The sequence below is a fragment of the Desulfopila aestuarii DSM 18488 genome (genome assembly GCF_900143695.1).
In the GTDB taxonomy this organism is placed as follows: domain Bacteria; phylum Desulfobacterota; class Desulfobulbia; order Desulfobulbales; family Desulfocapsaceae; genus Desulfopila; species Desulfopila aestuarii.
On sequence record NZ_FRFE01000010.1, the window covers coordinates 150,676 to 176,829 of the forward strand.

A 26,154-nucleotide genomic window follows, 5' to 3' on the forward strand; every position below is an offset into this window, starting at 1 on the left:
AGCGAAAAAAACGCCCCGGTAGTTTCATATTACCGGGGCGTTTTTATGGGGATGGGTATTGTAACTACGCCATATAGAGCTGATCCAACCGCTTGAACAGTTTCTTCCGAGCGGTTTCGAATTCTTCAACCTTTTGGTGGGCGGCCGAGTTGTTCCCTGAATTGTAGAAGTTGACCGCTTCTGCTACCTTACGGTGGACCTCCTCATGGTAATTGCCGATTTCCTTGAATACAGGTAGGGATGAGAGGGATTTTGGCGCATTGTCGTACCACTTGCCGAACTCGCACTGGTGATGGTCAGGAATATCCTTGGCATTGATGGTGGTGTAGCCGTTCAGTACTGAGGTCAGCTTCATCTTCCAGTTGAAGTGGGCATCCTTGATCTGACCGAGATTGAACTGCGGTTGTCTAAAACTGAAGTTCTGGAGAATGTCCTCCAGCAGCTGGGCATTGTATTTCATTTCCTCGGCGAGTTCTTTGACGTCAGAGCTGCCGGCGGCCACCGTCTCTGACTCGACTTTCAGATTGGCGACATCCCGGGCAACTTCCCCATTGACTAACGAGGCCTGGGAAATATTTTCCGTTACTTCATGCATGCCCATCGACGCCTGGCTGACGTTTTCCGCAATTTCCCGACTGGTGACTGCCTGTTCCTCCACGGCAGCAGCCATGGTTGAGACGATCTCACTGGTAGAGGTGATGATTTCGCTGATGGTACTGATGACCCTGATCGTCTGTTCGCTTGAAACCTGCACGCCCTCAATGCGTTCCTGAATCTCGCGGGTTGCTGCGGTGGTCTGTTTGGCCAGATCCTTGATCTCGTTGGCGACAACGGCAAAACCCTTGCCGGCTTCACCGGCACGGGCCGCTTCAATGGTGGCGTTTAAAGCCAGCAGATTGGTCTGATCTGCGATCTCGTTGATTGTCTCTGTCACTTTGTTAATCTTCTCAGCTGCCTCTCCAAGCTCTTTCACGCTATCTGTAGCCTTCGCTGCTTCGGCTACAGCCTTTTCGGTGATGACCCTCGCGTTTTCAGCGCCGGAAGCGATCTCGGTGATGGTGGAAGTCATCTCCTCGGTGGCGGCGGCAACCATGCTGACGTTGGTACTCGTCTGCTCAGTGGCTGAGGCGATGGCCGACATGTTGGTGTTCATTTCCTCGGCGGCGACTGCCACTGTCCGACAGTTGCCGGCCATGGTCTGGGCCAGTTTGGAGAGGTTGAGGGATAAGCGAAGAAGGGACTCGGAAGATGTATTGATAGTCGAAGAGCTGCCGTGAACCCGAGTGCACATGGAATTAAGGCTTGATGCCAGGGTGTTGGCTGAACAGGCAAGTTGTCCCATCTCGTCCTTCTGGTCGATGTCGGAGCTGACCTGCATGTTGCCATGGGCCAGGTCATCGGTGACCTTGGCCAACTTGCGGGCTGTGCTGGAAATATTGCGGGAGATCAAGAGGCTGCCGAGAATGCCGATCACCATAGACAATGTGGCGAGAAGGAGGACAAACCGTTTACCGGTACTGGTGGAGCTGTGGAGCAGATCGTTGCTCGAATTGGCATAAGCTTCCACTGCTGCCGAGACATCTTTGAGATGCTTTTGGGTTTCGGCCATGGCCTTTTTGGTGGTGCTGTCAAATATTTCCTGGGCCTTGGCAAGGATTGCTGCCTTGTCCTGTCCTTTGGCAAGGGTGTTGATTTCCAGTACCGACTGGTGGAGGATCGAATGGGGCTGCTCGATTTGCTTGATCAGTGAAACGAGTTCCGGTAGTTGTTTCTCTGCTTGTTGTCGGCCTTCACCGTAAAGCCATTTGCCGAGATTGCAGGCTCGGGGATCTGTCTGCACCTCCATGCTGGTGGTGTTGGTATCGGCGAAAAAGGCAGAAGCCTTGGTCATAAAGGCGTGGTGATCTATTTCACGACTCAGTATTTCTTTATTGAGGTTCTGAGCAAAGATGTTTCTATCGACCTCATCTATGGTGGAATCAAACCGCCAGAGACTTACAGCGGTGAGGCAAGCAAGCAGCAGGAGGATGGCCCCGAACGCTACCAGTAGCTTGGCATTAATGGAAAGATCTTTTAGACGCATACGGTTCACCCTGAGTAAAAAAAATATAGCAAACGTTTGCACCGGTACAGGTGGGGTGTCCGGCGAGCCATGAAAACAGCTGGTAAATTGAAGAGATCAAGAATGTACAACTATGTTTTTTGATACTAGCATAAAAAAAAAGATAAAGTCCAATAGATATTTAACTAATTAAAATAGTAGGAAAATAAGGCCTTCCAGGTTGTGTTGACAGGCAATGTATCAAAAACAACGGAAAAACGATAAGTACAAAGTGGAATGTTTACAATGTAGGAGTTTTTGCCTAGCGCAAGCTTGGGTGGAAAATATTTTAGGGAAACATATGGTGAGCCAAGTGCTCGTCAGGAAAGCAAGATGCGGTGGACGAGGCTGATAATAGGGAGGATGATTTTGGACAAGATGCCGCTGAAGGCAAGGATAAGAACCAGAATAAATCCGTATTTTTCAAACTTCAAATAGGAGAGGGCGAGTTTATCCGGCAGAATTCCAACTAGAATCCTGCTGCCGTCAAGCGGCGGGATTGGGAGAAAATTGAAGATACAGAGCAGCAGGTTGATCCATACGCTGGCAATGAGCATCCCGTTTACCGGAACGAGGACTCCGGCGACCAGCGGGGTTGCCGGCAGCACTGACGCCAGGAACCAGACAAATTTGGCCAGCATCGCACTTAACACAGCAAGGGTGAGATTTGTGAGGGGACCGGCCAGGGCCACCCACAGCATATCCTTTTTGGGATGTACGAAAAACTGTGGGTTGACGGGAACCGGTTTGGCCCAACCGATCTTGATAAAGAAAAAAGCCAGGGTGCCGATGGGGTCAAGATGCTTGAGAGGGTTGAGGGTGAGTCGACCTGCAATCTTTGCGGTAGGATCACCCAGGCGGTTGGCCACAAAACCGTGGGCGAATTCATGAAAGGTCAGTGCCAGTAAAAGTGGTGGGGCAAGAATGATAAAATCGTTAACAAAAGCTTGTATATTCACAAAAAAACCTGTTGCTCAAAGGGGAATTTGCCGCCATGTGGGGCCAGACTATTTCAGACATTAGGCATTTCTGCCGTTTTCGGGGAGATTGTTGAGAGGATAATTTTCCTGTATGAAGGTGATTTCCTCACTCTTTGATGTGACGATTCCATCCAGACGGGCGTCGAGAAGGTCGTTAAGCATAATTTTAAAGGCGGGCCCCGGCTCATATCCAAGAGCCATAAGATCCCGGCCGCTGATGAGGGTCGCGGCCTGTCTCATCTCGGTGACATAGTTCGATACCGCTTTTTTCACGGTGCTCTTTCTGGCAATGGCCATTACGTAGAGCAGTCCCTCGATATCAAGATCCTGCAGTAACCAGTAAATTTCACTGTTTCTCAGAGCATTTCGTCTGGCTAGCAGGTTGGCGACCTTGTCAGCGTGCATTTTTTGCCAAACCAGATTGTCCGTTATCTTCTGCGGAACGAGAAAACGTTTGCAGAACGCCTCCAGTACTTCTGCTTTCGACCGGCCCATGATGGCCAGCAGGTAGACAATCCAGTTGTCACACTCTTCTTTGAGATAGAGGAGTCGGTACCAGTCGATGGCTCGTTGCGCCTGGAGGAGAATATGGAGGAAGCGACGGTCGACTTTGAGGTGCGGTTTCAGGTCTGGCCAGAGGAACTGGAAGAGGTTAAAGTCCGCCATACGCTGAATGGCTGGGATTGGATTCTCCTCTGAAAATATCAGTCGAATCTCTGAGAAAAAACGAGTGTCTGCTGCTTTTCCGAACAACTGCATCTTCACCGCATTGCGGATGAGGCGGGCAGTGTGGGGAGCCATGGTGAAACTCATCCGTTTCTCAAAGCGGATGGCACGGAAGATGCGGCTAGGGTCCTCGACAAAGCTGAGGTTGTGGAGGACCTTGATCTCTTTTTGCTTGAGATCATTCTGGCAGTTGAAGAAGTCAATCAGGGTGCCGAACTGCTGGGGATTGAGTTGGACAGCCATGGCATTGATGGTGAAATCCCGGCGGTAGAGATCGAGTTTGATCGAAGAAAGCTCAACGGTGGGCAGTGCTGCCGGGTACTCGTAATACTCGAGTCGGGCCGTGGCGATGTCGATTTTGAAACCATCGGGCATCAGGACCATGGCTGTGGAGAATCGTTCGTGTGTTCGGTATCTGCCACCGAGGCGTCCTGCCAGATGCTTGGCAAACTCAATGCCGTTGCCCTCCACGACAATGTCGAGGTCGAGGTTACGTTTTTTTAACAGTAGGTCACGGACAAAGCCACCCACGGCGAAAGCATTGACTGGTACCTCGTCTGCGACCTCACCGATCTTCTGCAGCAATTGGATCATAGGTTTGGTCAGACAGTCAATCATCAGGCTGTTGAGGTTACGTTTGCGCTCAAGAGACGGGTATTCCGTTTCGTGCAGCAGGTTCCTTGGCAGATGCGAGGGGTCGTTGACCAGATGGTTTAACAGGTCAGTGCGGGTTATGACCCCTTGCAGGGTGTTTTCGTGGATAATGGGAATCAGCCGCTGGTGGTTCTCGATGATCAGCTCCTGAATGTCGGAGAGTGTGGCATTCAACGAGAGAAAGTCGATATCGGTGGACATATAGTCGCTGACCGGCAGGTGGCCGAGATCATGGTGTACCGCTTTCTCTATAACCTGGCGGGTAATGATGCCGACGAGGTTGAGATGCGGGCAATCGGGTTTGCGGCTGATGGTTGCCGCCTCAACCGGTACGGAATTGATCGAGTAGCGATTGAGCAGGATCTGGGCGCTTGCCAGGGTGATGTCGGCGGGAATGGTAATGGCCGGCGCCGACATCAACTCCCGGGCAATCGGCTGCGGACGCACGTGCCGGTGCAGGCTCTGGATGAGCTTTTCGTGGGCCTCTATCAGGGTCATGTCGCGCACAGTGGCCGAGGCGGCGGTGGCGTGACCGCCGCCACCGAGATCGCGGGCGATTGCACCGACATTGATATCGGGAATTCTGCTGCGGGCAATGAGATAAATTCGCCCGGCCATGGAGACCAGGGCAAAGAGGGTGTCGAGGTTTTCCATGACCATGAATCGTCGGACGATGAGGGCGAAATCGTCAACGTAATGGGGCAGGGAATGGGTAACCACCACGATGGGAATTGACTGAATGGTGTACTGGGTGGCGGTTTTCATCAGGTCGTGCAGCAGTTCGACCTGCATGGTGGTCAGTTCATAGGTGATAAACTGCGAAACGATATCGAGTTTTGCTCCCATGCGCAGCAGCCAGGCGGCGGCTTCCAGGTCATCGGGGGTGGTGGTGAGATGGGTGAGTGAGCCGGTGTCCTCGTAGATCCCCAGGCAGATGATGGTCGCCTCTTCCGGGGTGATGGTAATGTCGCGTTCTCTGAGCAACTGGGTGAAGATGGTGGCGGTGGCGCCGACGTTTCTCACAACTTCTACATCGCCCTTGATGTCACCAGGATTCTCGGGGTGATGATCGTAGATGTGGACCGTGATATCTGTGTTTTTCAGGCACTGGGCAAAGTTGCCAAGCCTGTCGGAGGCGCGGGTATCGACAATGATAAGGGTGTCTACCTGGGCCGGATCGATGGTCCTCGGCTTTTGAAAATCATAGCGATAGAGCAGGGTTTGGGAAATGAAATCACGCAGGTTCTTCTCCTGGGAGCCGGAAAAAGAGAGGATGGCGTCCGGATAGAGTTTGTGTGCTGCGACCATGGAGGCCATGCCGTCAAAATCGGCGTTCAGATGAGTGGTAATTACTTGCATTGGCAGCAGGAGAAGAGGTTGTTCTGGCGATATGCTCTATATATGAAGTTTTTGTATTCTGGAATCTGTATACCATTTCACCCGCGGGGATGGAACTTTTTATGAATATTCTTCAACCGGTCCTGATCGATGTGGGTGTAGACCTGGGTGGTGGCAATGTCAGCATGGCCCAGCATCATCTGTACCGCGCGTAAGTCGGCACCGTGGGTGAGCAGATGGGTGGCGAACGAGTGCCGGAGCATATGGGGGGAGATCTCCTTGTTAATGCCAGCGGCAAGGGCTGTGTCACGAAGGATCTGCCAGAATCGGAGCCGGGTCATGCAGCTGCCGCGACTGGTGACAAAGAGGTAATTCGAACGCTTACCTTTCAGGATCAGAGGGCGGGAGAGTTTAATGTATTCCTCAATTTTTTTCTTGGCCGTAAGGCCGAAGGGTATAAGCCGTTCCTTGTTGCCCTTGCCGAGCACCCGGGCAAAGCAGGCACTGAGATTGACCGCCGAAAGAGGTAGCTGTACCAGTTCCGAGACTCTCAACCCTGTGGCGTAGAGCAGATAGAGCATGGCCTGGTTGCGGCGGCTGATGGGTGAGGCTACCGCAGGTGCGGCCAGAAGGGCGTTGACCTCCGCTTCGCTCAGCGCAACCGGAAGTTTTCGGCCACTTTTGGGTAAATCGACTGCAGAAAAGGGATTGGTGGCGACGAGCTTTTCGCGGGCCAGAAAATGAAAAAATGTCCGCAGGCCGGAAACCCGTCTGGCGTTACTGCGATGGGAAATATTATTATTGCGGCAGTGGGTCAGGAATCGGTGGATCAGTTCGAGATCGACATCGGTCAACTGCTGAACATGTTGCGATGTGAGAAAGGTAAGGAATGAAACAATATCGGAAGAATAGGCCGCGACACTGTTTTCGGCGAGCCGTCTTTCTGAAATGAGGTGTTGAAGAAAAAGCTCATAGGCGCCGAGGAATCGCTCCGGCAGAAGAGGAGAGCTGGTATTTTCAGGGGGATGTGTCACACCATGTGGCTGGTTGGAAAAAGTCCGCCGGAAGCGGACTTTTTCCATGCAAGACGATCAGCTGGATTTTCTGAGACGGTTGAACTTGCGAAGCTTCCGGCGAGCTTCCGCCTGCTTGCGGCGTTTCTTGACGCTCGGCTTCTCATAGTATTCACGACGCTTCAGTTCTCTTTTAATTCCGTCGATCTGCAGTTTTTTCTTCAGCTGGCGAATGGCGTATTCGAGATCTCCCCGAACTTCAACATCAATCATCTGGGTCTCCGTAGGTATAAGAAATTTTTTTCTCAGGCAGATGCGTGAAAGAAACGCTATCAATGCCTGCGATCAGTTGTGTGTTACGAAAAAAACTCCACTGGCCCGATATATGGAGCCATGGATTCACCGCGGTGTTTGCTCACCTCCTGCACCGCTGTCGGTAATCAGCAATACGTAGCAGTTTCGTAAAAAAGATGTGAGAACAAACGGTTCGAGGCTTTAGGGCCTTGAGATGTGCCGTGTGAACCCGATAGATTTGCAGATTTTTTTACGATACTGGCGAAAAATCGAGACAATAACCTCACTTATATAAAAGAAGAATAGGGGGGTGTCAATCTCTTTCTCGGAAACCGTGCAAGAACCGGGATCATTTTTCCATGCTGAAAGGGGTCTGGTTATTGAACCACCTATTCTGCCGGAAAGATCTTACCGGGATTAAGAATGTTAAGTGGATCAAAGAGTTGTTTGATGCCTTTCATGGCCCGGATAGTGGCCGGATTCAGTTCAAGAGGCAGAAATTTTGATTTGGCGGTACCTATTCCATGTTCACCGGAGAGGGTGCCGCCGATGCTGATGGTAAATTCAAAGAGCCGTTTCTTGGCCTCTTCTCCTGCTCGCTCTTGTTCAGGATCGCTTTTATCAAGCATGATGTTGACGTGGATATTGCCGTCACCCGCATGTCCGAACGTGAGGACGATAAGATTCAGTTCGGCCGCCATTTTTTCACAGAAGGCGACCAGCTCAGGAATGCGGCTGCGCGGTACAGCTACATCCTCACTGATCTTGTTGGGCTTAAGGTTAAACGTGGCCGGTGATATCGATCGTCTTGCCTGCCACAAGGTTGCGGCCTCATCGCGGGTAGCGGCCTTGTGTACTGTGAACTCCGGATGGCTGGCCAGCAGTTGCTGCAGCCTCTCGGACTCTTCGGCTACCGATTGGCGGGTGCCGTCCAGTTCAAGAAGCAGCAGGGCCTCCGTATTTTCTGGTGGCGGCTCCGCCATGAAGCCTGTGACGATGCCGATGGCGGTGCGGTCCATATATTCAAGGGTGCAGGGCAGAACGTCGTTGTTAAGAATAGTGGCCACCAGGGTGGTGGTTGCAGCCAGCGATTCCGAGCTGACCAGAAAGGTTTCACGTGCTTCTGGCAGGGGAAGCAATCGGCAGGTAAGCCGGGTAATGATGCCCAGCGTACCTTCGCAACCGACAAAGAGCCTGGTGAGGTCGTAGCCGGTGACACCTTTTTCGGTGCGGGTGCCGGTGGTAATGATCTCGCCAGACGGCAGCACTACTTCAAGACCAATGATAAAATCCTTGGTCACTCCGTATTTGACCGCCGACAAACCTCCAGCGCATTCTCCGGCGTTACCACCCAGGGTGCAGAATTTGACACTGGCCGGATCGGGCGGATAGAACAGGCCGTGTTTTCTGGCTTCTTTCTGCAAATCTGCGGTTATGACCCCTGGTTCAGCGATGGCGATCTGGTTTTGCCTGTCAATTTCGAGTATCCTGTTCATACGTGTCAGCACCATCACCGCTCCCCCCTTGACAGGAAGCGATCCTCCTGTCATACCTGTACCCGCACCCCGCGGTACCACCGGAAAGCGATGGGCGCTGGCCAGTTGCATGATGCGGCTAACCTGTTCGGTGGAATCAGGAAAGACCACAACCTCAGGCAAGGGACCGGTGGAACGCCCGTCATAGGAATAGCAGTGCAGATCTTCAGGGCGGGTTGTACAATGTTTGCTGCCGACAATGGCCTGCAGCTGGTGAATGAGTTCCGGTTTCATTGGTTCGGGATGAGTGTGAAGGTGGAAAGAATAATAAAGAACGGCATGTGCTGGCTTTGCTGGCTGTTGACGGGGAAAGGCACACTTTCTGTAGCCGAACAAAATCGATTAACACAAGGAGAGAGTCGAATGCAACAACAAAAACTGCGCATAGCCCTGCTTGCCGGTGGCACTTCCGGTGAACGGGAGGTGTCGCTGAATGGTGCGGACCAGGTGGAAAAGGCCCTGTCTCCCGACAAATATTCAGTCCGCCGGTTTGATACAGCAACCGATCTGCCGGCACTGGTGGCGGCCAAGGATGAGATCGACTTCGCCTTCATCGTGCTCCACGGTCTGCAGGGCGAAGATGGCACCATGCAGGGACTGCTCGATCTGCTCGGTATCCCGCATCAGGGTTCGGGAGTTCTGGGCAGCGCCATCGCCATGGATAAACATCTGTCCAAGGAACTGTACCGACTGGATGGGTTGCCTGTGGCTGAATGGGAAATCCTGACTCCAGAGACGGCCCGTGACGGGGCTGGGATTGCCACCCGGCTGGGATTGCCGCTGGTGGTGAAGCCGGTGCGGGAAGGATCAAGCCTCGGCATGACCATTGCCCACACTGAAGAAGAACTGCTGGCAGGTATCGAAACGGCAATGAGCCGCGGCCGCCAGGTGATGGTGGAAAAATATATCCGCGGGCGGGAACTCACCGCTGGTGTTCTGGGCAACGACAAACTCGAAGCACTGCCGCTTATCGAGATTGTGCCCGGCAAGGAGTTTACATTTTTTGACTACACTGCCAAGTACAAGCCCGGTGCAACCAATGAAATCTGTCCAGCCCCGGTAAGCGAAGAGGTGCGGGTGAAGGCGCAGGATTTTGCGGTGAGGGCCCACAAGGCTCTCAGGCTGCGAGGCTATTCACGCACAGATATGATGCTCGATGAAAACGAGAATCTCTATCTGCTCGAAACTAATACCATTCCCGGTATGACTGCCACCAGCCTTCTCCCCCAGGCTGCTGCCAAACACGGTCTTGAGTTTCCTGAGTTCCTGGCGCGGCTGATTGAGCTGGGCATGGAGAAATAACAGCGTCGATACATCTTTTCTGAGCGAAAGTGTCAGTTGCCGGTTTTGTGTGTGACAGCGAAACCGGCAACTGCTGAGGCTTTATGGTTCGCTGATGATACGCTCGGGCGCGTTGAAGACATTCAGCCTGTCCGGTCGGGCATAGGCCACAAGGGTCGCGCCGGATCTTCTGGCAATGGCCATGCCGAGTGATGATGGGGCGGTACGGGACATGATGATGGGGATGCCCATACGGGCGCATTTCAGCACCATGTCAGAGGTGAGTCGGCCGGTGGTGTAGATGGCACTCCGGGGGGTGGCCTTACCGAGCAGTATGGCTCCCAGCACCTTGTCCACCGCGTTATGGCGGCCGACATCCTCATAGAATAGTTTCAGGCGGTTGTCCTGCCACAGGCCGCAGCCGTGGACGCAGTGGGTCTCGTTGCCAAGGTTGGAGAAATGGAGTGCCTCCCGGATAAATCTGCGGATTTCCGGGAAGGTAATGGTGGTCTCCTGCAGCGGCTCAAAGGCTCCTTCCAGCATCTCTTTACTGATCTTACCTGTTCCTCCGCAGCCTGAGGTGATGATGACCTCTTTGGGCTCGGTGCGTTCCACATCCGCATAGACTGCTATCCTGCCTTCCGGGCAGACAAGCACCTCTTTCACCTCTTCGGGTTTGCTGATATAGCCTTGACCGAAAAGAAAACCGACCCCGAATTCCTCAAGGCCGATGGGCAGTACCATGGACGAACCGATTGTTTCATCATTTAAGGCGATGGAGTATGGCGTTTCAATGGCCACCTGCTCGTGCTCCTCAAAGCGTTCGTGCGGGGTGACCACGGTGGTGATGTGGCCCATGGTGAGAGCGGTGGAGGTGGGCTGCTTGGCTGTCATGTTATCGTGATTCCTGGATGCTGAGATTAATTGACCGATTCAAACTTCTCTCAATTGCAATCTGTCGGGCAAAGAGTGTACACGATATAGACAGCTGTGGAAGATTTCAACCCTAATAATCTTGGCTGGTGTCAGGCGCGAGGAATGACCTCAATGTCGTACTCGTGCGAATTCTCTTTAGAACCCAGGATTCTACTACTGCTTACCGATGTCTTCGCCTCTGCAGGGAAATCGAATGGTCTTGCTTTTGAATGGAATTACATCTATTTTTGAACATTCACCGTGATATGTACCGCCGGATATGGTGGTAAGACGGCTATTTTTCAACAAGGAACCTATGTTGAACCATTATCGTTACAGCTGGTTTTTCTGTCTTTTACTGGCACTGCTTACCCCGGTAGAGGGGTTGGCGGAGGGGAAAGTCCCTCCTCATCCTCTGGTGCTCGGCCAGTCCTGTGCCCTTTCCGGGCCAGCCAAGGATCTGGGGGTTGAACTACGGGGCGGGTTGCTGGCTGCTTTTTCCAAGGTTAACGACGAAGGTGGGGTCAACAGACGGGAAATTGTGCTGATAAGCCGTGACGACGGCTATGAACCGGACCGGGCGGTACGCAACACTCGTGAACTCATCACCGACGATCAGGTCTTTATGCTGATCGGTGAGGTTGGCACGCCCACGGCCAAAGCGGTAGTGCCCATTCTTGAAGAACATCGAATTCCGCTCTTTGCTCCCTTTACAGGAGCCGAGCTGTTACGTAACCCGTTCAGGAAATATGTAATCAATGTCAGGGCAAGCTATTTTCAGGAGATGGAGCGGCTGGCGGAATATCTCATCACGAAAAAGAAAATCAGCAGAATTGCCTGCTTTTACCAAAATGACAGTTATGGCTTTGCCGGCCTGAAGGGGATCGAGAAGGCTCTTGCCAAGCGCGGTATGCAACTGGTTTCGACAGGCAGTTACGAACGTAACACCGTGGCGGTAATGGGCGGGCTCAAGGAAATTTACAAAGCGGAGCCCGAGGCGGTCATTTTGGTCGGTGCTTACTCGGCCTGTGCGGAATTCATCAAACTCAGTAAGACCAAGGTCAACCGGGATGTGCTGTTCTGTAATATCTCTTTTGTCGGCACCGAGAGTCTTGCCGAGACTCTCGGTGGCTATGGAGAAAATGTCATTGTCAGCCAGGTAGTGCCGCTGCCCCACGACGAGAGCTTGTCGCTTATCCGTGAATATCAGCGGGCAATGCGAAGGTATCAGCATGATGTGCCGCTCAGCTTCACCTCCCTTGAAGGCTATATTGCCGGAAAACTCTTTGCCCGCATCGCCGGAACGGTTGATGGAGTGCTGACCAGGGAAAAATTTATCGAGACCATGCAGCGGGTGGGCCGCTTTGATCTTGGCGGGCTGGTGCTGAGTTTTGGCCCTGACGATCATCAGGGACTTGATACGATCTACCTGACGCGTATTTATCCTGCTATCGAGGAGTTGGAAGACGATGATTAAGCCTCTCGATGGCGTACCGGCCGGTATTGCAAACCGGTTTTCAGGTCTGCAGCAAAAAAAACATTCCGGTCAGAGCCATCGGCGGATTTCTCTATCATCAGCGCCCTTTTATGCTTCCATCCTGGTTATTTTTGGTCTGACTCTTTTTATCGGGGTGTTCTGGATGGTCAACGAATACCAGGCTTACGAGGAGAGTATCGAGAATATCCGTACTAATTACCACAACCGCTACCGCAGCAGGGTGCAGGAGGAGCACGGCAAGGTCATCGACTTTATCGAATACAAACGCTCGCTGGCTGACCAGCAAATCGAGGACGAGATCCGCGACAAGGTCCAGGCGGCCTATTCCATTGCCTCCCACATCTATCGCCTCTACAAAGATGAAAAGTCGGTGACCGAGTTGCGTGCCATGGTGACGGAGGTGTTGCGGCCCATTCGGTGGAACAACGAGCAGGGTTACTATTTTGCCGGCACGGTAGAAAAGGGCGAAATTGACCTTTTTGCCGACGAGCCTTGGTTTGAAGGCAAAGAAACCGAGGCAGTGAAAGAAGTTTCCGGTGTCGATGTGGTGGGGGATATTCGGAGCATCGTCAGGGAAAAGGGCGCCGGTGTCTACCATTATGATCTTGTGAAGCCACAGTTTCCCGGAAAAGTATTTCCCAAGATTGCTTTTGTGAAATATTTTGAGCCATTTGACTGGTTTATTGGTGCTGGCGTATACACCGAGGCAATGGAAAAATTGCTCCAAGCCGATATTCTTGCCCGTATCAGGAGTATGAGCTTTGCCAAAGATGGACGGGTGCTCGGTTACCGGAGGGATGGAACTATTATCTGCAGCCGGGATGAACGACTTATTGGCCGCTCGGTGGAAAATTTTGTTGATGGCGAGGGCCTTCGCTACGGACAGGTGTTGCTGACGGCGGCTGATAACGCTCATGGGGAATTCTTCACTCACGGTTCGGCTGCTGGGCTCTCTGATCTTTCGCATCAGGTGTTGAGCTATGCCGGGGCTTACCGCGACTGGGGCTGGGTGTTTGCCACCTCGATGTCCATGGAAGAGATGCAGCGGGCGATTGCTTTTGAGACCCAGTCGTACCGGGATATTGCCTTCAAGAATGTGGTGGTGTTCATTATTCTCTTTGTGGTGGCCGTCACCATGCTGCTGCTTATTTCCTATTTCTATTCGATGAAGATCAGGCATGGTATCGACCTGTTCACCAATTTCTTGCGACAGGCGACGGATTCCAAGAAAAAGATCAAGAACACCGATCTTGCCTTCACTGAATTTGAGGACTTACGCATTCTTGCCAACCGTATGGTCGATGACCGCATCCAGAAGGAGCTGCTGCTACGCCGTGATGAGCTGCGTCTGGATACACTCCTTCGCCTCGGTATGATGGAGAAGCAGTCCCTGCAGGAAAAATATGACTTTGTCTTGCGTCGCATCGTTCAGATTACCCGCAGTGGGGAAGGGTACCTGGCCATGGTGAACAATAGCCAGAGCCATATTACCCTCTGCTCGCTGGCCAAGCTTGAAGAGGGGGTGGTCAGGACGAAACCTGTGACAATGGAACTCTCGAGGAGTGTGAATAAGGGTGGTTTTGCCGGTATGGTAGTGACCTCCGGGGGGGAGTTGCTTTCCAATGCCTACACCGGTACGGATGACCGGGAGACCTTGTACCCCTACTCCGGCACAGTGGTCCGCCATGTCGATGTTCCTGCGATAAATGACGGTCGAATCGTCATGGTTGCCGGGGTTTGCAACAACGGGAGCGAATATGACACCTCTGATATCCGCCAGATGAAAATGCTGCTCGAAGGCATGTGGCTCCATGTCCTGAAAACCTGCTCGGAAGAGGAAATGGCCCGGCTTGAGCGGCAGATCATTATGGTAAGCGAGGAGGAGCGAGCAAACATCGGTCGTGACCTGCATGACGATCTGGGCTCCCATTTGACCGGGGTTGAGCTTTTAAGTAAAGTGCTGCAGCAAAAACTCGAACAGACCGACCCGGATAAAGCTGCTCAGGTTGGCGCTATCCGGGGCCTGATCCGTGATGCCATCGAAAAGACCCGCAGGTTGGCCCAGGGGCTGTATCCGGCCCATGTGATCGAGCATGGCCTCGAAGCGGCGGTGGAGGAACTGGTCAGTGAGATCAAAAACCTGTTCCAGGTGGAATGCACCCATTCGTTTGAAGGAGATCGAGAGTGGGTAGATAATGCGGTGGCGACCCATGTTTATTATATTATCCGGGAAGCGGTGTTTAATGCCGCCCGGCATGGAGAGCCTGACAATATCGGTATATTCATGCGCACCGACACCGAGAGCTTTTCCGTCCGTATTGTGGATGATGGCAACGGCTTTGATGAGAACTCCACCCGCCGGGGATTGGGCTGTCATACCATGAAGTATCGGGCCAAGGCCATCGGGGCAGAACTGACCATCAGCTCAGAGCTGGATGGCGGAACCATAGTATCCGTTTCAGGGGAGGTACATACCTGATGTTGAAAATAATGATTGTTGACGATCATCCGATATTCCGGATGGGCATGGCGGAACTCCTGAACCAGGAATCGGATTTCACTGTCTGCGCCGTAGCGGAGGATCTTTCCGGTGCCAGGAAGGTGTTGCAGGAGCATGAGCCCGATATGGCCATCATCGATATTACCCTGGCCAAAGATAATGGTCTGGATCTGGTGAAGGAGATCGCTACCTCCAACCGCCCCATCCCCATTCTGGTTCTCTCCATGCACGACGAATCGGTCTGGGCCGAGCGGGCGATCCGCGCTGGAGCAAAGGGCTATATTATGAAAAAAGAGGCGTCCGAATCGGTGATTGCGGCGCTTCGAAACATTTCCTGTGGCAGGATTCATGTCAGCGCTAACATGATGGCGATTCTGCTCGATAAACTGCATGTCAATGCCGCCCCCCAGGGGGCTTCCACCGAAGAGCTGCTCACTGATCGTGAGCTTGAGGTGTTCCGTCTCATCGGTACCGGACTCTCTACTCGGGAGATTGCTGAACGGATGAAGCTGGGGGTCAAAACCATCGGCACCTACCGCGACCGGATCAAACAGAAACTCTGCCTCAAAAGCGGTGCGGAACTCACCCGCCGTGCGGTCCTCTGGATCGAAAATTCCCAAGCCGGTAAAACGGATCCGACAATGTAGGGTAATTCCCTACAGCTCCTTACGAAAAAGCCTTACGAAAGAAAAGGGACACAGCTGATTTCAAGATGTGGGCGACTTTTCTATAGTGCAAATGTGCAAAAGAGCCGGCGTTCTTGGTGCCGGTAATTATCTCAATTTGCTGTTGATAGCTTGATGGTTTGACGACCTAGAGGTCGGCCATCTTTATCACAATGTGTTGGCGACAGGGTGGAAACCCACGACAGCGACAACCGTAAGGTCCAGAGAGTATGTCGAGCAAATTTACCGTGTGTGCCTTGACCCAGGGAAGAACGTCAGCGCCGGATTTTCTTATTTCTGCCGTCAATCTCCGTCCCGGACAGCAAAACCCTATTGCCCGTCCTGAGAGCATACTTCTGGCCAGCGGCTTTGTCACATGTACCCCTGACGCGGGTTTTCCCCTGTCGCCGGCCTTGCAGGTCAACCATGACCTTGCGGGCATATCCGAAACGCGGCTCCAGCAGCTGGCGCTGGCCGAGTATGACCGCATCCAGTCTGTAACCTACCGCAGCTACCAGATCGAGCCTGATTCAAGGCTTTGTGTGATTGGAGCTGACGCCGAAAAGTTAAAGACCTTTGTTGATACCTATGGCGGGGTTATCGAGATCGAGCCGCTTTTAGTGGCCGGTTGCGATCCTGCATTTCCCACCGTGAGTGAATTGCGGATTGAGCGGGATAAAAAAGGGCTCAGGCTGGAATATACCCGTCGGGCCCCTGTCAACATGGATCGATGCAATTACTGCGGGACCTGCGGTCCTGCTTGCCCCGAATCCTGCCTCGATGAGCAGCTTTTTATCAACTTTGCTGTCTGTACCTTTTGTAAGAAGTGCGAGGATGCGTGCCCTGAAGGGGCGATCGATGTGCATGGTGGTGAAGAATGTATTATCCGAACTCCAGCACTGCTTGTCCTGGATAACACCAAGGTCGAGTTACCCGATGTGCGGGATGCTATTTACAGTGAGAAAGATTTGGCCGCCTGGTTTGCAACCCAGTGTGCCCTGCAGGTGGATGAGGTGGTTACCTGTGATCCTTCAATCTGCCAATACAGCGGCAAACTCGACATAGGCTGTGGAATCTGCATTGAAAATTGTCCACATGGCGCTCTTAGTCGGAGTGAGAAAGGCATCGTTGTTGATAGTCTCAAGTGCCAGGAGTGTGGCGCCTGTGTGGCTGCTTGCCCCACTGGAGCTTTGCAGTATGAACGGTTCAACGACAAGGCTTTTGTGAGATATATCGAGGCGCTGCGGTTGAATGGTGCGACAGTGGTCCTCGGTAGCGAAAAAGCCCTGCATCGAGTGTGGTGGCTCAAACCGCAACTGGTCGAAGAGACCATTTTTATCGAATACCAGGAGATCGGCGCACTTTCCCTCTTTCATCTCCTCTACCTCTTTGTTTGTGGTGCGGCAAAAGTCGTTCTTCTGGCCGATGATGGAAAGTGGCTTCCTAAGCCATCGCTGACCCGAAATCTGGCCTTGGCTGGCTCGCTTCTCCAAACCTATTTCGGTGTGACGGACAGGATCGTCATCAACACTGTTGCTGATTTTGCCACCATGGAGAGTGACCCCGTCGAGCTTCCACTGCCGATTTTTCCTGATAGTTTGACCGGTAACCGCCGGGAGAACCTTGGCGCGGTCCTTGAATATCTTGCCACCACCAGTGGCCGTCAGGCGCGGATAAAGGGAAATGAAGCACTGCCTTTCGCCACCATCTTCTGTGACAACGATCGCTGCACCCAGTGTTACGCCTGTCTCAACGTGTGTCGCATCCAGGCCCTCTCCGCCAGTGATGACACGCTGAGTCTCAGGTCGAAGGTGGCGCTGTGTGTTGGTTGCGGCGGCTGTGTGCATGTTTGTCCGGAAAATGCGTTGCAAATGGTGCGCGGCGCAACCCTTGACAGCAACTATTTCAACCACCAGGTCCTTGCAGAAACCGAACCTATGGTTTGCGGCCATTGCGGCAAAATTTTTGGAAGCCGCAAAAGTTATGAGCGGGTGATGGCCATCCTGGCGGCGAAAGAGTCCGTGAACACCGATCATTTTTCCTACTGTGAGACCTGTCGGGTCGTAAAACTCTTTGAGAGTGCGTGAATATGGAAGATTTCAACGAGAGGGAAGTGTTCAGAGCCAGATTGCGTTTTGTCGATCTTATCAAATCATTTTTCCAGAGTGAGCCTGATGCGGAAAAGATGAGCCGCTGGCGGGGAACCTTTTCCGCCCTTGTGAAAGAGCAGGTGAATCCTCTCTTCGATTCCGCTGTTCGCGACATCCACAAAATGCTGAATGAGAAGAACCTCTCAGAGATTCAAAACGAATACTACGAACTGTTCACTAACCCATTTAGTAATGCCCAGGTCAACATCATGGCCTCCTGGTATCTGGATGGACGCAGCTTCGGTGAAACCCTGGTTGCGCTGCGATCGTTTCTCGCCGAGGCGGGGATCGTGCGGGCCGAGGGTGTAGTTGATAGTGAAGATTCGCTGCCCATGCTGCTCGATATCCTGGCGAGCCTGATCGAGGAGGAGAAGAATGGTGGCGGTGAAAAAGCGCGTGATTTGCAGAGCCGGTTGCTTGTCACCTGGCTCCAGCCGCTGGCAAAAGAGCTGAGTGCCGCGGTGGAAAAAAACGATACAGCCCTTTTTTATCGGGCAAGTTGTAGGTTGCTGTGTGGATATCTTGACCTCGAAAAGGGTCTGGCGACCGCATCCTAAATAAGAAACAGGCTGGTACGGGATTATCCGGTACCGGCAAGGAGCATCAATATCCGTCAAAGAAAGACAAGGAGGGAATAAGATGGAGCAGGAGAAGGACAAAAGGCGTTCATTCCTCAAGCACATCCTGGCTGGGTCGGCGGTAGTAGTGACTACAGCGGCGGCTATCAAGCCGGCCAAGGCCAAAAGTGGCCCCCAGATGACAGGGTCAGATGAAGTCCTGTACAAGGAGAGCGCGGAGTTCAGTAAATATTATAAATCGTTGCGCTCTTAACGGTTGCTGCGTTTTTTTTCGGCCGGATAGATTTACGGCTGAGTGTAAAAGGAATTTCCAGAACAAGGAGAACGTGAAATGGCCATATCCAGAATACGGAAGTCAGCCGGGGACAGCGCTGTAGGTGCTGGGCGCCGGGTGACCTTAAATCCCAAGGTTGCCAGGCGATCTTTTTTGAAGATCTCCGCCGCGACCGCCGCGCTCACCGGCGTGGCGATGACCAGCAAGATGACCCGAAAGGCGAACGCCGCCGAAAAAAAGAGCCCGTATGCGGGGTCGACAAAAGTACGAACAATTTGCACCTACTGTGCCGTTGGTTGTGGTATCGAAGCCGAAGTGCATAATGGCGTTTGGGTACGCCAGGAGATCGCCGCCGATCATCCTGTTTCTCGCGGTGGCCATTGCTGTAAAGGTGCCGGAGCCATCGATATGGTTACCAGCCCTAAACGCATGAAAAACCCGATGAAGAAGGTGAACGGTAAGTGGACCAATATCACCTGGGACCAGGCAATAACCGAGATCGGCGATAAACTGCTTGCCATCCGTGAAAAAGATGGTCCTGACGCCCTGCACTTTAACGGCAGCGCCAAGGTCTCAACCGAGATGGCCTACCAGCAGCGGAAATTTGCTGCGTTCTGGGGGTCCAATAACATTGACCACCAGGCCCGTATCTGACACTCTACAACGGTGGCAGGTGTCGCCAATACATGGGGTTACGGGGCAATGACCAACAGTCTCAACGACATGAGACATGCAAAGAGTTTGATATTTATCGGTTCAAACGCGCCTGAGGCGCATCCGATTTCCATGCAGCATATTCTGCATGCAAAAGAGAAAAATAACGCACCGATCATTGTTGTTGATCCACGCCGAACCAAGCTCGCGGCCAAGGCTACGGATTTCGTCCGTATTCGACCTGGTACCGATGCTGCGTTCATGCTGGGCCTGATCAATGTCATTACGACCAATGGCTGGGAGGACAAGGAATTTATCCGCACCAGGGTTTCAGGTTATGAAGAGCTGCTGGCCGTAACCAAAGATTACACTCCTGAAGCGGTAGAAGAGATTACTGGTATTTCTGCAGAGCAGACCCGTCATGTGGCCAAGGTCCTGGCTGAAAACCGCCCCACCAGCCTTACCTGGTGCATGGGAGGGACCCAGCATTCCATCGGCAGTTCCATCACCCGTACCTTCTGTCTCTTGCAGCTGGTGCTGGGCAATATGGGTAAATCAGGTGGTGGCACCAATATTTTCCGTGGACACGATAATGTTCAGGGCGCAACGGATATGTGCGTACTCGCCGATAACCTGCCGGCCTATTACGGTTTGGCCGAAGGGTCATGGAAACACTGGTGCCGTGTCTGGGATGTTGATTATGAATGGATCAAGTCCCGTTTCCCCAAGCCTGAATTAATGCAATTACCCGGCTTTTCACTGGCGCGCTGGTATGAGGGTGTACTCGGCGAGGAGAAGCTTTACCAGGATACTCCGCTCAAAGCGATGATCCAATGGGGCTGTGGTGCTAACTCCAACTCTCAGTATAACAGGGTTGTCCAGGCCTATAATAAGCTTGAGTTGCTGGTGGTTGTCGATCCGTTCCCTACAATGGCGGCTGCAGCTTGTGATACAGATAATATTTATCTGCTGCCAAGTGCCAGCCAGTATGAGACCTCCGGTTCGGTGACCTCCACCTCCCGGCAGATCCAGTGGCGGCATAAGGTTGTCGATCCGGTGCATAACAGCAAGGATGACTACCAGATCATGGAACTATTGGTGAACAAGCTCGGTTTTGCCGACAAGTTCTACAAAAACATCAAGCAGGTACCTGAAGATTTGACACGTGAGCTTGGCCGTGGTGCGCTGACCATTGGATACAATGGCCAGACTCCAGAGCGTATCAAGAAGCACATGGAAAACTGGCACACTTTTGACATCGACAGCCTGCAGGCAATCGGTGGTCCATGTGACGGTGATTATTACGGTATGCCATGGCCGTGCTGGACAGACGAGCATCCCGGCACCCCGATTCTCTATGATATCAGTAAGCCTGTTGCCAAAGGTGGTCTGCCGTTCAGAAATCGTTTCGGCAATGAGAAAACCTATGATTCCAGTGGGCGTACCGAAAATCAGCTTGCGGCCAAGGGTGTATGTAACCCAGGCAGCGAAGTTGAAGGTGGTTACTCGGAATTTGCCGAGATTGTCCCCGGTACCAACTGGAAGACAGATCTCTCCCAGAAGACCTTGAAAGTCGCTATCGCCCGCGGTATGGCCCCATTTGGCAATGCCCGTGCCCGATGCGTGGTTTGGAACTTTCCGGATCAGGTGCCGATTCATCGCGAGCCGCTCCATTCGCCGCGTCCAGATCTGATCGCAAAATATCCAACCTACAAGGATAAGCAAAAGCATTATCGCCTTGATACCAGGTTTGAGAGCGAGCAGAATCCCGAATTGGTGAAAGAGTTCCCTTATGTTATTACCACAGGCCGTATGGTCGAGCATATGGGTGCAGGCGCTGAGACCCGCAGTAACCAGTACCTGGCTGAGCTGCAGCCGGAAATGTATGCTGAGATTAATCCACGGCTGGGCAATAACCTCGGCTTCCGCGACGGTGATATGGTCTGGATCGAGTCCCCGGAAGGGTCCAAGATCAAGGTCAAAGCCTTCTTCACTGAGCGCGTGGACGAGAAGACCATCTTCCTGCCATACCATTTCGCCGGTGTGCTGATGGGTGAGTCATTGATTGACAAATATCCGGAAGGTCATGCGCCATATGTTGTTGGTGAGTGCGGCAACGTCGTCACCAACTATGGGTATGACATTATCACACAGATTCAGGCCACCAAAGATGGACTGTGCAAAGTCAGCAAGGCCTGATGAGGAGGAAATGACATGGCAAGATTGAAATTCTTATGCGATACAGAACGCTGTATCGATTGTAGCGGCTGCGTTGTTGCCTGCAAGGAAGGCAATCACGTCCCAGTTGGAGTGAACCGCCGTCGCGTGATCACCCTCGATTCCGGAAAGCCCGGCGAGAAGTCTATCTCGGTTTCCTGCATGCACTGTGCTGATGCGCCGTGTATCGCGGTCTGTCCTGTTGATGCGATCTACCAGCGTGATGACGGTGTCGTGCTGGTGAACAAGAAGACCTGCATTGGTTGCGGCTACTGCTTTATGGCCTGTCCGTTTGGAGCTCCTCAGTTCCCCAAAGGCGAGGTTTTTGGCGCCCGTGGCGCCATGGACAAGTGTACTTTCTGTGCAGGTGGCCCTGAAGAGACTTTTTCTGCAGAGGAGAAACATCTCTATGGGCAGAACCGGATCGCAGAAGGCAAGGTGCCTCTCTGTGCCGGCATGTGCGCCACCAAGGCCCTTTTGGCCGGTGATGCTGATGTGGTTGCCGATGTCTACAGGGAAAGGGTGTTCCAGCGAGGGTCGGGCAGTAATGCCTGGGGCTGGAGCAAGGCCTACGACAAGAAGTAGCCTGGGGGAGCTTTGTCCCAGGCGGTAACATCACCGCATCCCTTTTTTATTCGAGAAGGGATGCGGTATAACTTTTCATACACAGGATCAAACCATGCAGAGGCGTTTTTCTTCTGTAGTGCTGATAGCTCTGACAGTACTCTTTGCCGGTTCCGCCTTCGCAGGTGAATTGCAGGCTGGCGGAGCGGTGACAGGATCATCTGCTGACTACTACGGCCAGCTGATCAATGTCATCACCGGCAACTGGCAGGAGTATGGTCAGCTCTTTACCCTGCTGCAGAGCCAGTGGTTCAGTAAAATATTTCTTGTGGTTATCACCGCAGTACCTGCGGTATTTCTTCTCCATTATCTTATCATTGGCGCCAAACATTTTGATCATGATGGCGAACAGATCTATTTTTTCAGCCTGTTTGCCCGTATTGTTCACTTTGTGGCCGCGATCTCCTTTTCGCTGCTGGTGATTACCGGCCTGATGATCATCTTCGGCAGCTTTTTTGGCGGTGGCATGATTATCCGTACCGCCCGCTACGTTCATCTCGTTTCAGCCATGGTGTTTGCTTTGCCGGGGTTGTTGATGTTTGTGATGTGGCTCAAAGAGATGCTGCCTCAGTTCCATGACATTAAGTGGATTTTTATTCTGGGCGGCTATCTGTCGAAGAAAAAGAAGCCGGTACCGGCAGCCAAGTTCAATGCCGGTCAGAAGATGTATTTCTGGTTCGCCACCCTTGGTGGCGGAATCATGGCCTATACCGGCTATATCATCTGGGGGTTTGGTGCCACTGTCGATACTGTGAGGATTTACACTATGCTCCATAACGCCCTCGGTATCGGTATTGTCGCTTTTTACCTCACCCACGTCTATATGTCGGTATTTGCCATCGCCGGATCATTGGAGTCGATGAAGACCGGTTATAAACCCAAGGACGAGGTGGATATACTTCACAGCCTCTACAAATATTAAGAGAAAAACCAGGCGGCAGAAAGAAATCAGTCTGTTACTTCAAAGTAAAAGAGCGTGATTCCCGGCAATCGGGAGTCACGCTCTTTTGTTTTGCGGAACGGGTGGTTTGACGAAATCTACCTTAACGGCCTTTATCGAGATTCTCGAGACCCGCAACCACTGTCTCGAGCGATGGACGAATATTGATGTCGGAGATGTGGACCGAGTTGATCATCCCTTCCCGGTCAATGAAAATAAGAGCCCGTTCTGACGTGCCGTCGCTTCGGAGCACACCATAGCTCTCGGCGACCGCTCCGTGCGGCCAGAAATCAGAGAGTACATCAAACCAGAGCTCGCCCATCTGCTGGGTCCAGGCGTGGAGGGTGGGGATGTTATCAACGGTGATGCCGAGAAGAACGGCGTCGTGTTTGGTGAAAAAGGTTTTTGCAATATTGTAGCCCGGCCATTGGTCGGAACAGACCGGAGTCCAGGCGGCGGGTACAAAGGAGATGACAACATTCTGCTTGTGGCGATAACTGCTGAGGGTAACGGTGTCGCCTTTAACCGAGCGCAGCGTAAAGTCGGGAGCCTTGTCACCTGGAGCAATCTTCAGGGTGCTGTCGATGGGTTTGAGTTTGCCGGGATCGTAAATAAGCGAAGTGAACGATTTGGCCGTGGCCGTAGCTCCCGCTCCAGCTGGAAGCATGAGGAGAAGCAGGGCAATTAAGGCTATCCTCTTCATAGTCGTTGTTCTCCCAGTTACTGGTTGTAGCCACTTTTGTTCAGCAGCTCTTTGAAGAACTCGTCCGGTTGATGGAAGCCGCCTGACTGGCGATGAATAATAGTGCAGCTACTATCAGCCTCTTTTTTGCAGGCGATGAAACCCGGCGTGCCTTTACCGCCGAGTGCATTATACATGCTCATATCCTGATCGGGGAAAAGCGGAAATCTGACCCCGTAAGTATTACGGAAATGGTCCACTTCAAAGGCGGAGTTGTTGGCACCAAGGCCGATTAATTTCACGGAGAACTCGGGTTTGGAAAAGTCGTACATGGTCTCGAATAGGGCGTTGACGTTCTCTGCTTCTTCCTGACAGAAGGGGCAGTACATGCTGAACAGCTCGATCAGCAGCACGTCGGCATCGATGTCATTTACGGTAAAAGTTTCTCCGGGGGCCTGTTTCAAGCCGAGATAGGCCCGATACTCTTCACTGTCGGGGACGGGTAACGAGATTTGGGGGAGTGTTTCCTTTTCGGCAGGCGCATCAGCAGAGAAAGCTGGCAACACCAGCGAGAGCACCGACAGAATGGGTAGCAGCAGGAACACGAGACGTTTCATGAAATACCTCCGGGACAACATATAGCAAATTCTCGAACAAACACTTTGAGGACGGATACACTGATTGAGTGAGACGCCAAGGCCAGGCACAATTTATGGTCGATGCATCTTTTTGCACAACCAGCGTGGCGTATTTGTTCGCTTCTTACCGACACGACAAACCCGGCTGACGAAATATCCAGGTAATTGGTGGAACCATACAAAATACTTGAAAAAGGCATGCAAATCCAAGTACGCTTTGTGTTTTGCAGAGTAATGCATGCGTGATGCCATGGCAAAACATTTCTTACCAGCTGTGGGAAAAGCGTCTATCCCCTCAGAGGTCAGTTGACGGACCTGTCAGCCCTCCATATTCTGAACAATCTGAAAGTAGAAAACATTTCGAGCTGCAAAGAGATGTGATGTTTGTGGGAGCTCTATTCTCCGTTTTGAGCATGAGGGTGTAATTTATCATCGGAATAGGTGAATCTGCCGGATAGATATTGGTTATGATAAAAGATCGTGTATGCTATACGAGAGTGAAAAGCGTCAACAGCACTCTGATGGAGGTGGAGACATTACCACACAACATTATCGACTGATTGCCGGTAAAGCATAATAACGTATACCTGTGGAGCAGGTTGGAGGAGTATGTCGTCAATTGTAACATTTATCGGCTGGAATGACAGCTGTAAGGCCGAACTGGTGAGCAAGGTTGTGACCCACCTGCAGGATATGGGGTACAGCGTTGCGGTTATTAAATCCAGTGTGGAAGCGGGCGCCTTGTTCGACACTCCAGGTACGGACACTGCGCGCTATAAAGAAGCGGGAGCGGAAAGCGTCATGTTCGTGGGACCTGACCAGATGGTGCTGCAGACCACCAATAGAGGACTGTCGCTTCGGACCCTCGCACACCGCTATTTCCCGGATGCGGATATCGTCATCGGTGAAGGATTCAAGTCTGCCCGCAAGATTCCGAAAATAGAGGTGTGTCGCAACCCGGAACAGATGCTGCGCAATGAGGTGCACGGAGTGATCGCAGTGGTTACCGATCTTACCGATATCGCCGGTGACTATATCTTTCGTTTGGGAGAAAGTCTTGAAGTCGCGCAGTTCATCGAAAAGCGTTTTCTTTCCGGCCGTAACAAGGGAATAGAGCGGGCAGCCCTGCTGGTTAACGGCCATCAGGTACCTCTGAAGGATTTCGTTCAGGAATCCCTGGCCGGCACAGTACAGGGTTTTATCAATTCATTGAAGCTGGTGGATGACATTACCGAGATTGAGCTGAGAATAAAGATCATGAAATAGCAGGGAACGCTGTACCTGAATGGTGTGGGCCGGAATCCCTGTCCGTCGCAGTCCCTATGATAGTTGAGCTAGCTGACTGCGGGGCAGCTTCCGCTGTGAATGGTAATTGACTGATTCTCAGTTTCTTCCTTATAGATTGTCATGCCTCTGGAAATATAGTTTTGTAAAGCACTTGGGTGGTCTAAAGTACAGGTGTGAACCCATACTCTCTTTGTGCCCGACCATTTCCAGGCTGACCTAATGGCTTTGGACAACAAATAACCACCGAAACCTTTGCCGATGAATGACTCTGCAAGTCCGTATCCGCTAATTAAACCCCACTTATTGATTGCGGCAAAAGGAGGTCGGCGGCTTTGAGCCTGTTCGGTAGCAGCTCTTCGTAATCGCTCTGCGATTCTGCGAAAGGAAGTTTTTCGAAGATAAAACGAAGATATCTGTACGGTTCCAGGCCATTTGCTTTCGCTGATTCGACGAGACTGTAGAGGCTGGCACTAGCTGCCGCTCCGGCAGGATTACCGGCAAAGAGCCAGTTTTTGCGGCCTATCACAAACGGCCTGATGGCATTTTCAGCTGCATTATTGTCTGGGCCGACTACGCCTTGGTCAAGGTAGACGGTGAGGCGGCTCCTTTG

The 26,154-nt window shown here is 52.3% G+C and carries 21 protein-coding genes and 1 pseudogene; 11 read left to right on the forward strand and 11 right to left on the reverse strand.

Annotated elements, in window-relative coordinates; translation table 11 throughout:
* Positions 1-64 precede the first annotated feature (64 nt).
* The 6 genes from BUF15_RS11880 to BUF15_RS11905 all read right to left on the reverse strand — a co-directional run bounded on the left by BUF15_RS11880 (position 65) and on the right by BUF15_RS11905 (position 8,875).
* Entirely contained in the window at positions 65-2,083 is a 2,019-nt protein-coding gene (locus tag BUF15_RS11880; protein WP_073613702.1) for a methyl-accepting chemotaxis protein, read from the reverse strand.
* Between the two features lie 338 nt (positions 2,084-2,421).
* Positions 2,422-3,060, reverse strand: coding sequence for a site-2 protease family protein (locus BUF15_RS11885; RefSeq protein ID WP_073613703.1), 639 nt, complete (start codon positions 3,058-3,060; stop codon positions 2,422-2,424).
* Positions 3,061-3,120: 60 nt separating this feature from the next.
* Entirely contained in the window at positions 3,121-5,820 is a 2,700-nt protein-coding gene (locus tag BUF15_RS11890; protein WP_073613704.1) for a CBS domain-containing protein, read from the reverse strand.
* 77 nt (positions 5,821-5,897) lie between these two features.
* Positions 5,898-6,881: a site-specific tyrosine recombinase XerD gene (xerD, locus tag BUF15_RS11895; RefSeq protein WP_084553921.1), complete on the reverse strand. Its 984-nt coding sequence runs from the start codon at positions 6,879-6,881 to the stop codon at positions 5,898-5,900.
* A 9-nt stretch (positions 6,882-6,890) separates the two neighbouring features.
* Positions 6,891-7,082: a 30S ribosomal protein S21 gene (gene rpsU, locus BUF15_RS11900; protein WP_407642613.1), complete on the reverse strand. Its 192-nt coding sequence runs from the start codon at positions 7,080-7,082 to the stop codon at positions 6,891-6,893.
* 413 nt (positions 7,083-7,495) lie between these two features.
* Entirely contained in the window at positions 7,496-8,875 is a 1,380-nt protein-coding gene (locus BUF15_RS11905; protein ID WP_073613706.1) for an FAD-binding oxidoreductase, read from the reverse strand.
* A 129-nt stretch (positions 8,876-9,004) separates the two neighbouring features.
* Here BUF15_RS11905 and BUF15_RS11910 point away from each other — a divergent pair, with 129 nt between their 5' ends.
* Positions 9,005-9,943: a D-alanine--D-alanine ligase family protein gene (locus tag BUF15_RS11910; protein ID WP_073613707.1), complete on the forward strand. Its 939-nt coding sequence runs from the start codon at positions 9,005-9,007 to the stop codon at positions 9,941-9,943.
* Positions 9,944-10,024: 81 nt separating this feature from the next.
* On the opposite strand, the gene fdhD is transcribed toward BUF15_RS11910, so the two are convergent.
* The gene (fdhD, locus tag BUF15_RS11915) at positions 10,025-10,816 is read right to left on the reverse strand and encodes a formate dehydrogenase accessory sulfurtransferase FdhD (protein WP_073613708.1); all 792 of its coding nucleotides are present in this window, start codon (positions 10,814-10,816) and stop codon (positions 10,025-10,027) included.
* A gap of 337 nt (positions 10,817-11,153) precedes the next feature.
* Here fdhD and BUF15_RS11920 point away from each other — a divergent pair, with 337 nt between their 5' ends.
* The 9 genes from BUF15_RS11920 (at position 11,154) to BUF15_RS11965 (ending at position 22,919) form a co-directional block, all read left to right on the forward strand.
* Positions 11,154-12,314 (forward strand): ABC transporter substrate-binding protein, encoded by a 1,161-nt coding sequence (locus BUF15_RS11920; RefSeq protein ID WP_073613709.1) that lies wholly within the window; start codon positions 11,154-11,156, stop codon positions 12,312-12,314.
* Positions 12,307-14,814 carry a cache domain-containing protein gene (locus BUF15_RS11925; protein ID WP_073613710.1) on the forward strand — a complete coding sequence of 836 codons (2,508 nt, stop codon included), beginning with the start codon at positions 12,307-12,309 and terminating at the stop codon, positions 14,812-14,814. The genes BUF15_RS11920 and BUF15_RS11925 overlap by 8 nt, the downstream gene beginning before the upstream one ends.
* Entirely contained in the window at positions 14,814-15,482 is a 669-nt protein-coding gene (locus BUF15_RS11930; protein ID WP_073613711.1) for a response regulator transcription factor, read from the forward strand. The genes BUF15_RS11925 and BUF15_RS11930 overlap by 1 nt, the downstream gene beginning before the upstream one ends.
* Before the next feature lie 248 nt (positions 15,483-15,730).
* Complete coding sequence (locus BUF15_RS11935; protein WP_073613712.1) at positions 15,731-17,587, forward strand: 4Fe-4S binding protein; 1,857 nt, start codon at positions 15,731-15,733, stop codon at positions 17,585-17,587.
* A 2-nt stretch (positions 17,588-17,589) separates the two neighbouring features.
* Complete coding sequence (locus BUF15_RS11940) at positions 17,590-18,207, forward strand: TorD/DmsD family molecular chaperone (RefSeq protein ID WP_073613713.1); 618 nt, start codon at positions 17,590-17,592, stop codon at positions 18,205-18,207.
* An 82-nt stretch (positions 18,208-18,289) separates the two neighbouring features.
* A complete protein-coding gene (locus BUF15_RS11945) occupies positions 18,290-18,481 on the forward strand; it encodes a twin-arginine translocation signal domain-containing protein (RefSeq protein ID WP_073613714.1) in 192 nt (63 codons plus the stop codon).
* A 78-nt stretch (positions 18,482-18,559) separates the two neighbouring features.
* Positions 18,560-21,355 carry a molybdopterin-dependent oxidoreductase gene (locus tag BUF15_RS28070; protein WP_084553923.1) on the forward strand — a complete coding sequence of 932 codons (2,796 nt, stop codon included), beginning with the start codon at positions 18,560-18,562 and terminating at the stop codon, positions 21,353-21,355.
* A gap of 15 nt (positions 21,356-21,370) precedes the next feature.
* Complete coding sequence (gene fdh3B / locus BUF15_RS11960) at positions 21,371-21,958, forward strand: formate dehydrogenase FDH3 subunit beta (protein ID WP_073613716.1); 588 nt, start codon at positions 21,371-21,373, stop codon at positions 21,956-21,958.
* Between the two features lie 94 nt (positions 21,959-22,052).
* Positions 22,053-22,919, forward strand: coding sequence for a formate dehydrogenase subunit gamma (locus tag BUF15_RS11965; protein ID WP_073613717.1), 867 nt, complete (start codon positions 22,053-22,055; stop codon positions 22,917-22,919).
* A gap of 121 nt (positions 22,920-23,040) precedes the next feature.
* On the opposite strand, the gene BUF15_RS11970 is transcribed toward BUF15_RS11965, so the two are convergent.
* Together BUF15_RS11970 and BUF15_RS11975 are read right to left on the reverse strand one after the other, a co-directional pair.
* Positions 23,041-23,640 (reverse strand): peroxiredoxin, encoded by a 600-nt coding sequence (locus BUF15_RS11970; RefSeq protein ID WP_073613718.1) that lies wholly within the window; start codon positions 23,638-23,640, stop codon positions 23,041-23,043.
* A 17-nt stretch (positions 23,641-23,657) separates the two neighbouring features.
* Positions 23,658-24,236, reverse strand: coding sequence for a TlpA family protein disulfide reductase (locus BUF15_RS11975; protein ID WP_159441288.1), 579 nt, complete (start codon positions 24,234-24,236; stop codon positions 23,658-23,660).
* Between the two features lie 630 nt (positions 24,237-24,866).
* On the opposite strand from BUF15_RS11975, the gene mobB reads away from it, so the two are divergent.
* Positions 24,867-25,523, forward strand: a complete 657-nt coding sequence (gene mobB / locus BUF15_RS11980) for a molybdopterin-guanine dinucleotide biosynthesis protein B (protein WP_073613719.1) — start codon at positions 24,867-24,869, stop codon at positions 25,521-25,523.
* Positions 25,524-25,591: 68 nt separating this feature from the next.
* Here the strand turns inward: mobB and BUF15_RS28330 are convergent.
* Together BUF15_RS28330 and BUF15_RS11990 are read right to left on the reverse strand one after the other, a co-directional pair.
* A pseudogene (locus BUF15_RS28330) lies at positions 25,592-25,825 on the reverse strand (hypothetical protein); the annotation flags it as partial.
* Positions 25,826-25,833: 8 nt separating this feature from the next.
* A partial coding sequence (locus BUF15_RS11990; RefSeq protein ID WP_143170701.1) for an IS66 family transposase occupies positions 25,834-26,154 on the reverse strand: 321 nt, incomplete at its 5' end.

What these genes read in the sequence shown, in the direction of transcription:
- BUF15_RS11890 (WP_073613704.1), bottom strand. Translation starts at nt 5,820, where the DNA reads ATGCAAGTAATTACCACTCATCTGAACGCCGATTTTGACGGCATGGCC.
- BUF15_RS11975 (WP_159441288.1), bottom strand. Translation starts at nt 24,236, where the DNA reads ATGAAACGTCTCGTGTTCCTGCTGCTACCCATTCTGTCGGTGCTCTCG.
- BUF15_RS11930 (WP_073613711.1), top strand. Translation starts at nt 14,814, where the DNA reads ATGTTGAAAATAATGATTGTTGACGATCATCCGATATTCCGGATGGGC.
- BUF15_RS11965 (WP_073613717.1), top strand. Translation starts at nt 22,053, where the DNA reads ATGCAGAGGCGTTTTTCTTCTGTAGTGCTGATAGCTCTGACAGTACTC.
- BUF15_RS11905 (WP_073613706.1), bottom strand. Translation starts at nt 8,875, where the DNA reads ATGAAACCGGAACTCATTCACCAGCTGCAGGCCATTGTCGGCAGCAAA.
- BUF15_RS11945 (WP_073613714.1), top strand. Translation starts at nt 18,290, where the DNA reads ATGGAGCAGGAGAAGGACAAAAGGCGTTCATTCCTCAAGCACATCCTG.
- BUF15_RS11910 (WP_073613707.1), top strand. Translation starts at nt 9,005, where the DNA reads ATGCAACAACAAAAACTGCGCATAGCCCTGCTTGCCGGTGGCACTTCC.
- mobB (WP_073613719.1), top strand. Translation starts at nt 24,867, where the DNA reads ATGTCGTCAATTGTAACATTTATCGGCTGGAATGACAGCTGTAAGGCC.
- BUF15_RS11925 (WP_073613710.1), top strand. Translation starts at nt 12,307, where the DNA reads ATGATTAAGCCTCTCGATGGCGTACCGGCCGGTATTGCAAACCGGTTT.
- xerD (WP_084553921.1), bottom strand. Translation starts at nt 6,881, where the DNA reads ATGGAAAAAGTCCGCTTCCGGCGGACTTTTTCCAACCAGCCACATGGT.
- fdh3B (WP_073613716.1), top strand. Translation starts at nt 21,371, where the DNA reads ATGGCAAGATTGAAATTCTTATGCGATACAGAACGCTGTATCGATTGT.
- BUF15_RS11970 (WP_073613718.1), bottom strand. Translation starts at nt 23,640, where the DNA reads ATGAAGAGGATAGCCTTAATTGCCCTGCTTCTCCTCATGCTTCCAGCT.
- BUF15_RS11920 (WP_073613709.1), top strand. Translation starts at nt 11,154, where the DNA reads ATGTTGAACCATTATCGTTACAGCTGGTTTTTCTGTCTTTTACTGGCA.
- BUF15_RS11880 (WP_073613702.1), bottom strand. Translation starts at nt 2,083, where the DNA reads ATGCGTCTAAAAGATCTTTCCATTAATGCCAAGCTACTGGTAGCGTTC.
- BUF15_RS11940 (WP_073613713.1), top strand. Translation starts at nt 17,590, where the DNA reads ATGGAAGATTTCAACGAGAGGGAAGTGTTCAGAGCCAGATTGCGTTTT.
- BUF15_RS11935 (WP_073613712.1), top strand. Translation starts at nt 15,731, where the DNA reads ATGTCGAGCAAATTTACCGTGTGTGCCTTGACCCAGGGAAGAACGTCA.
- fdhD (WP_073613708.1), bottom strand. Translation starts at nt 10,816, where the DNA reads ATGACAGCCAAGCAGCCCACCTCCACCGCTCTCACCATGGGCCACATC.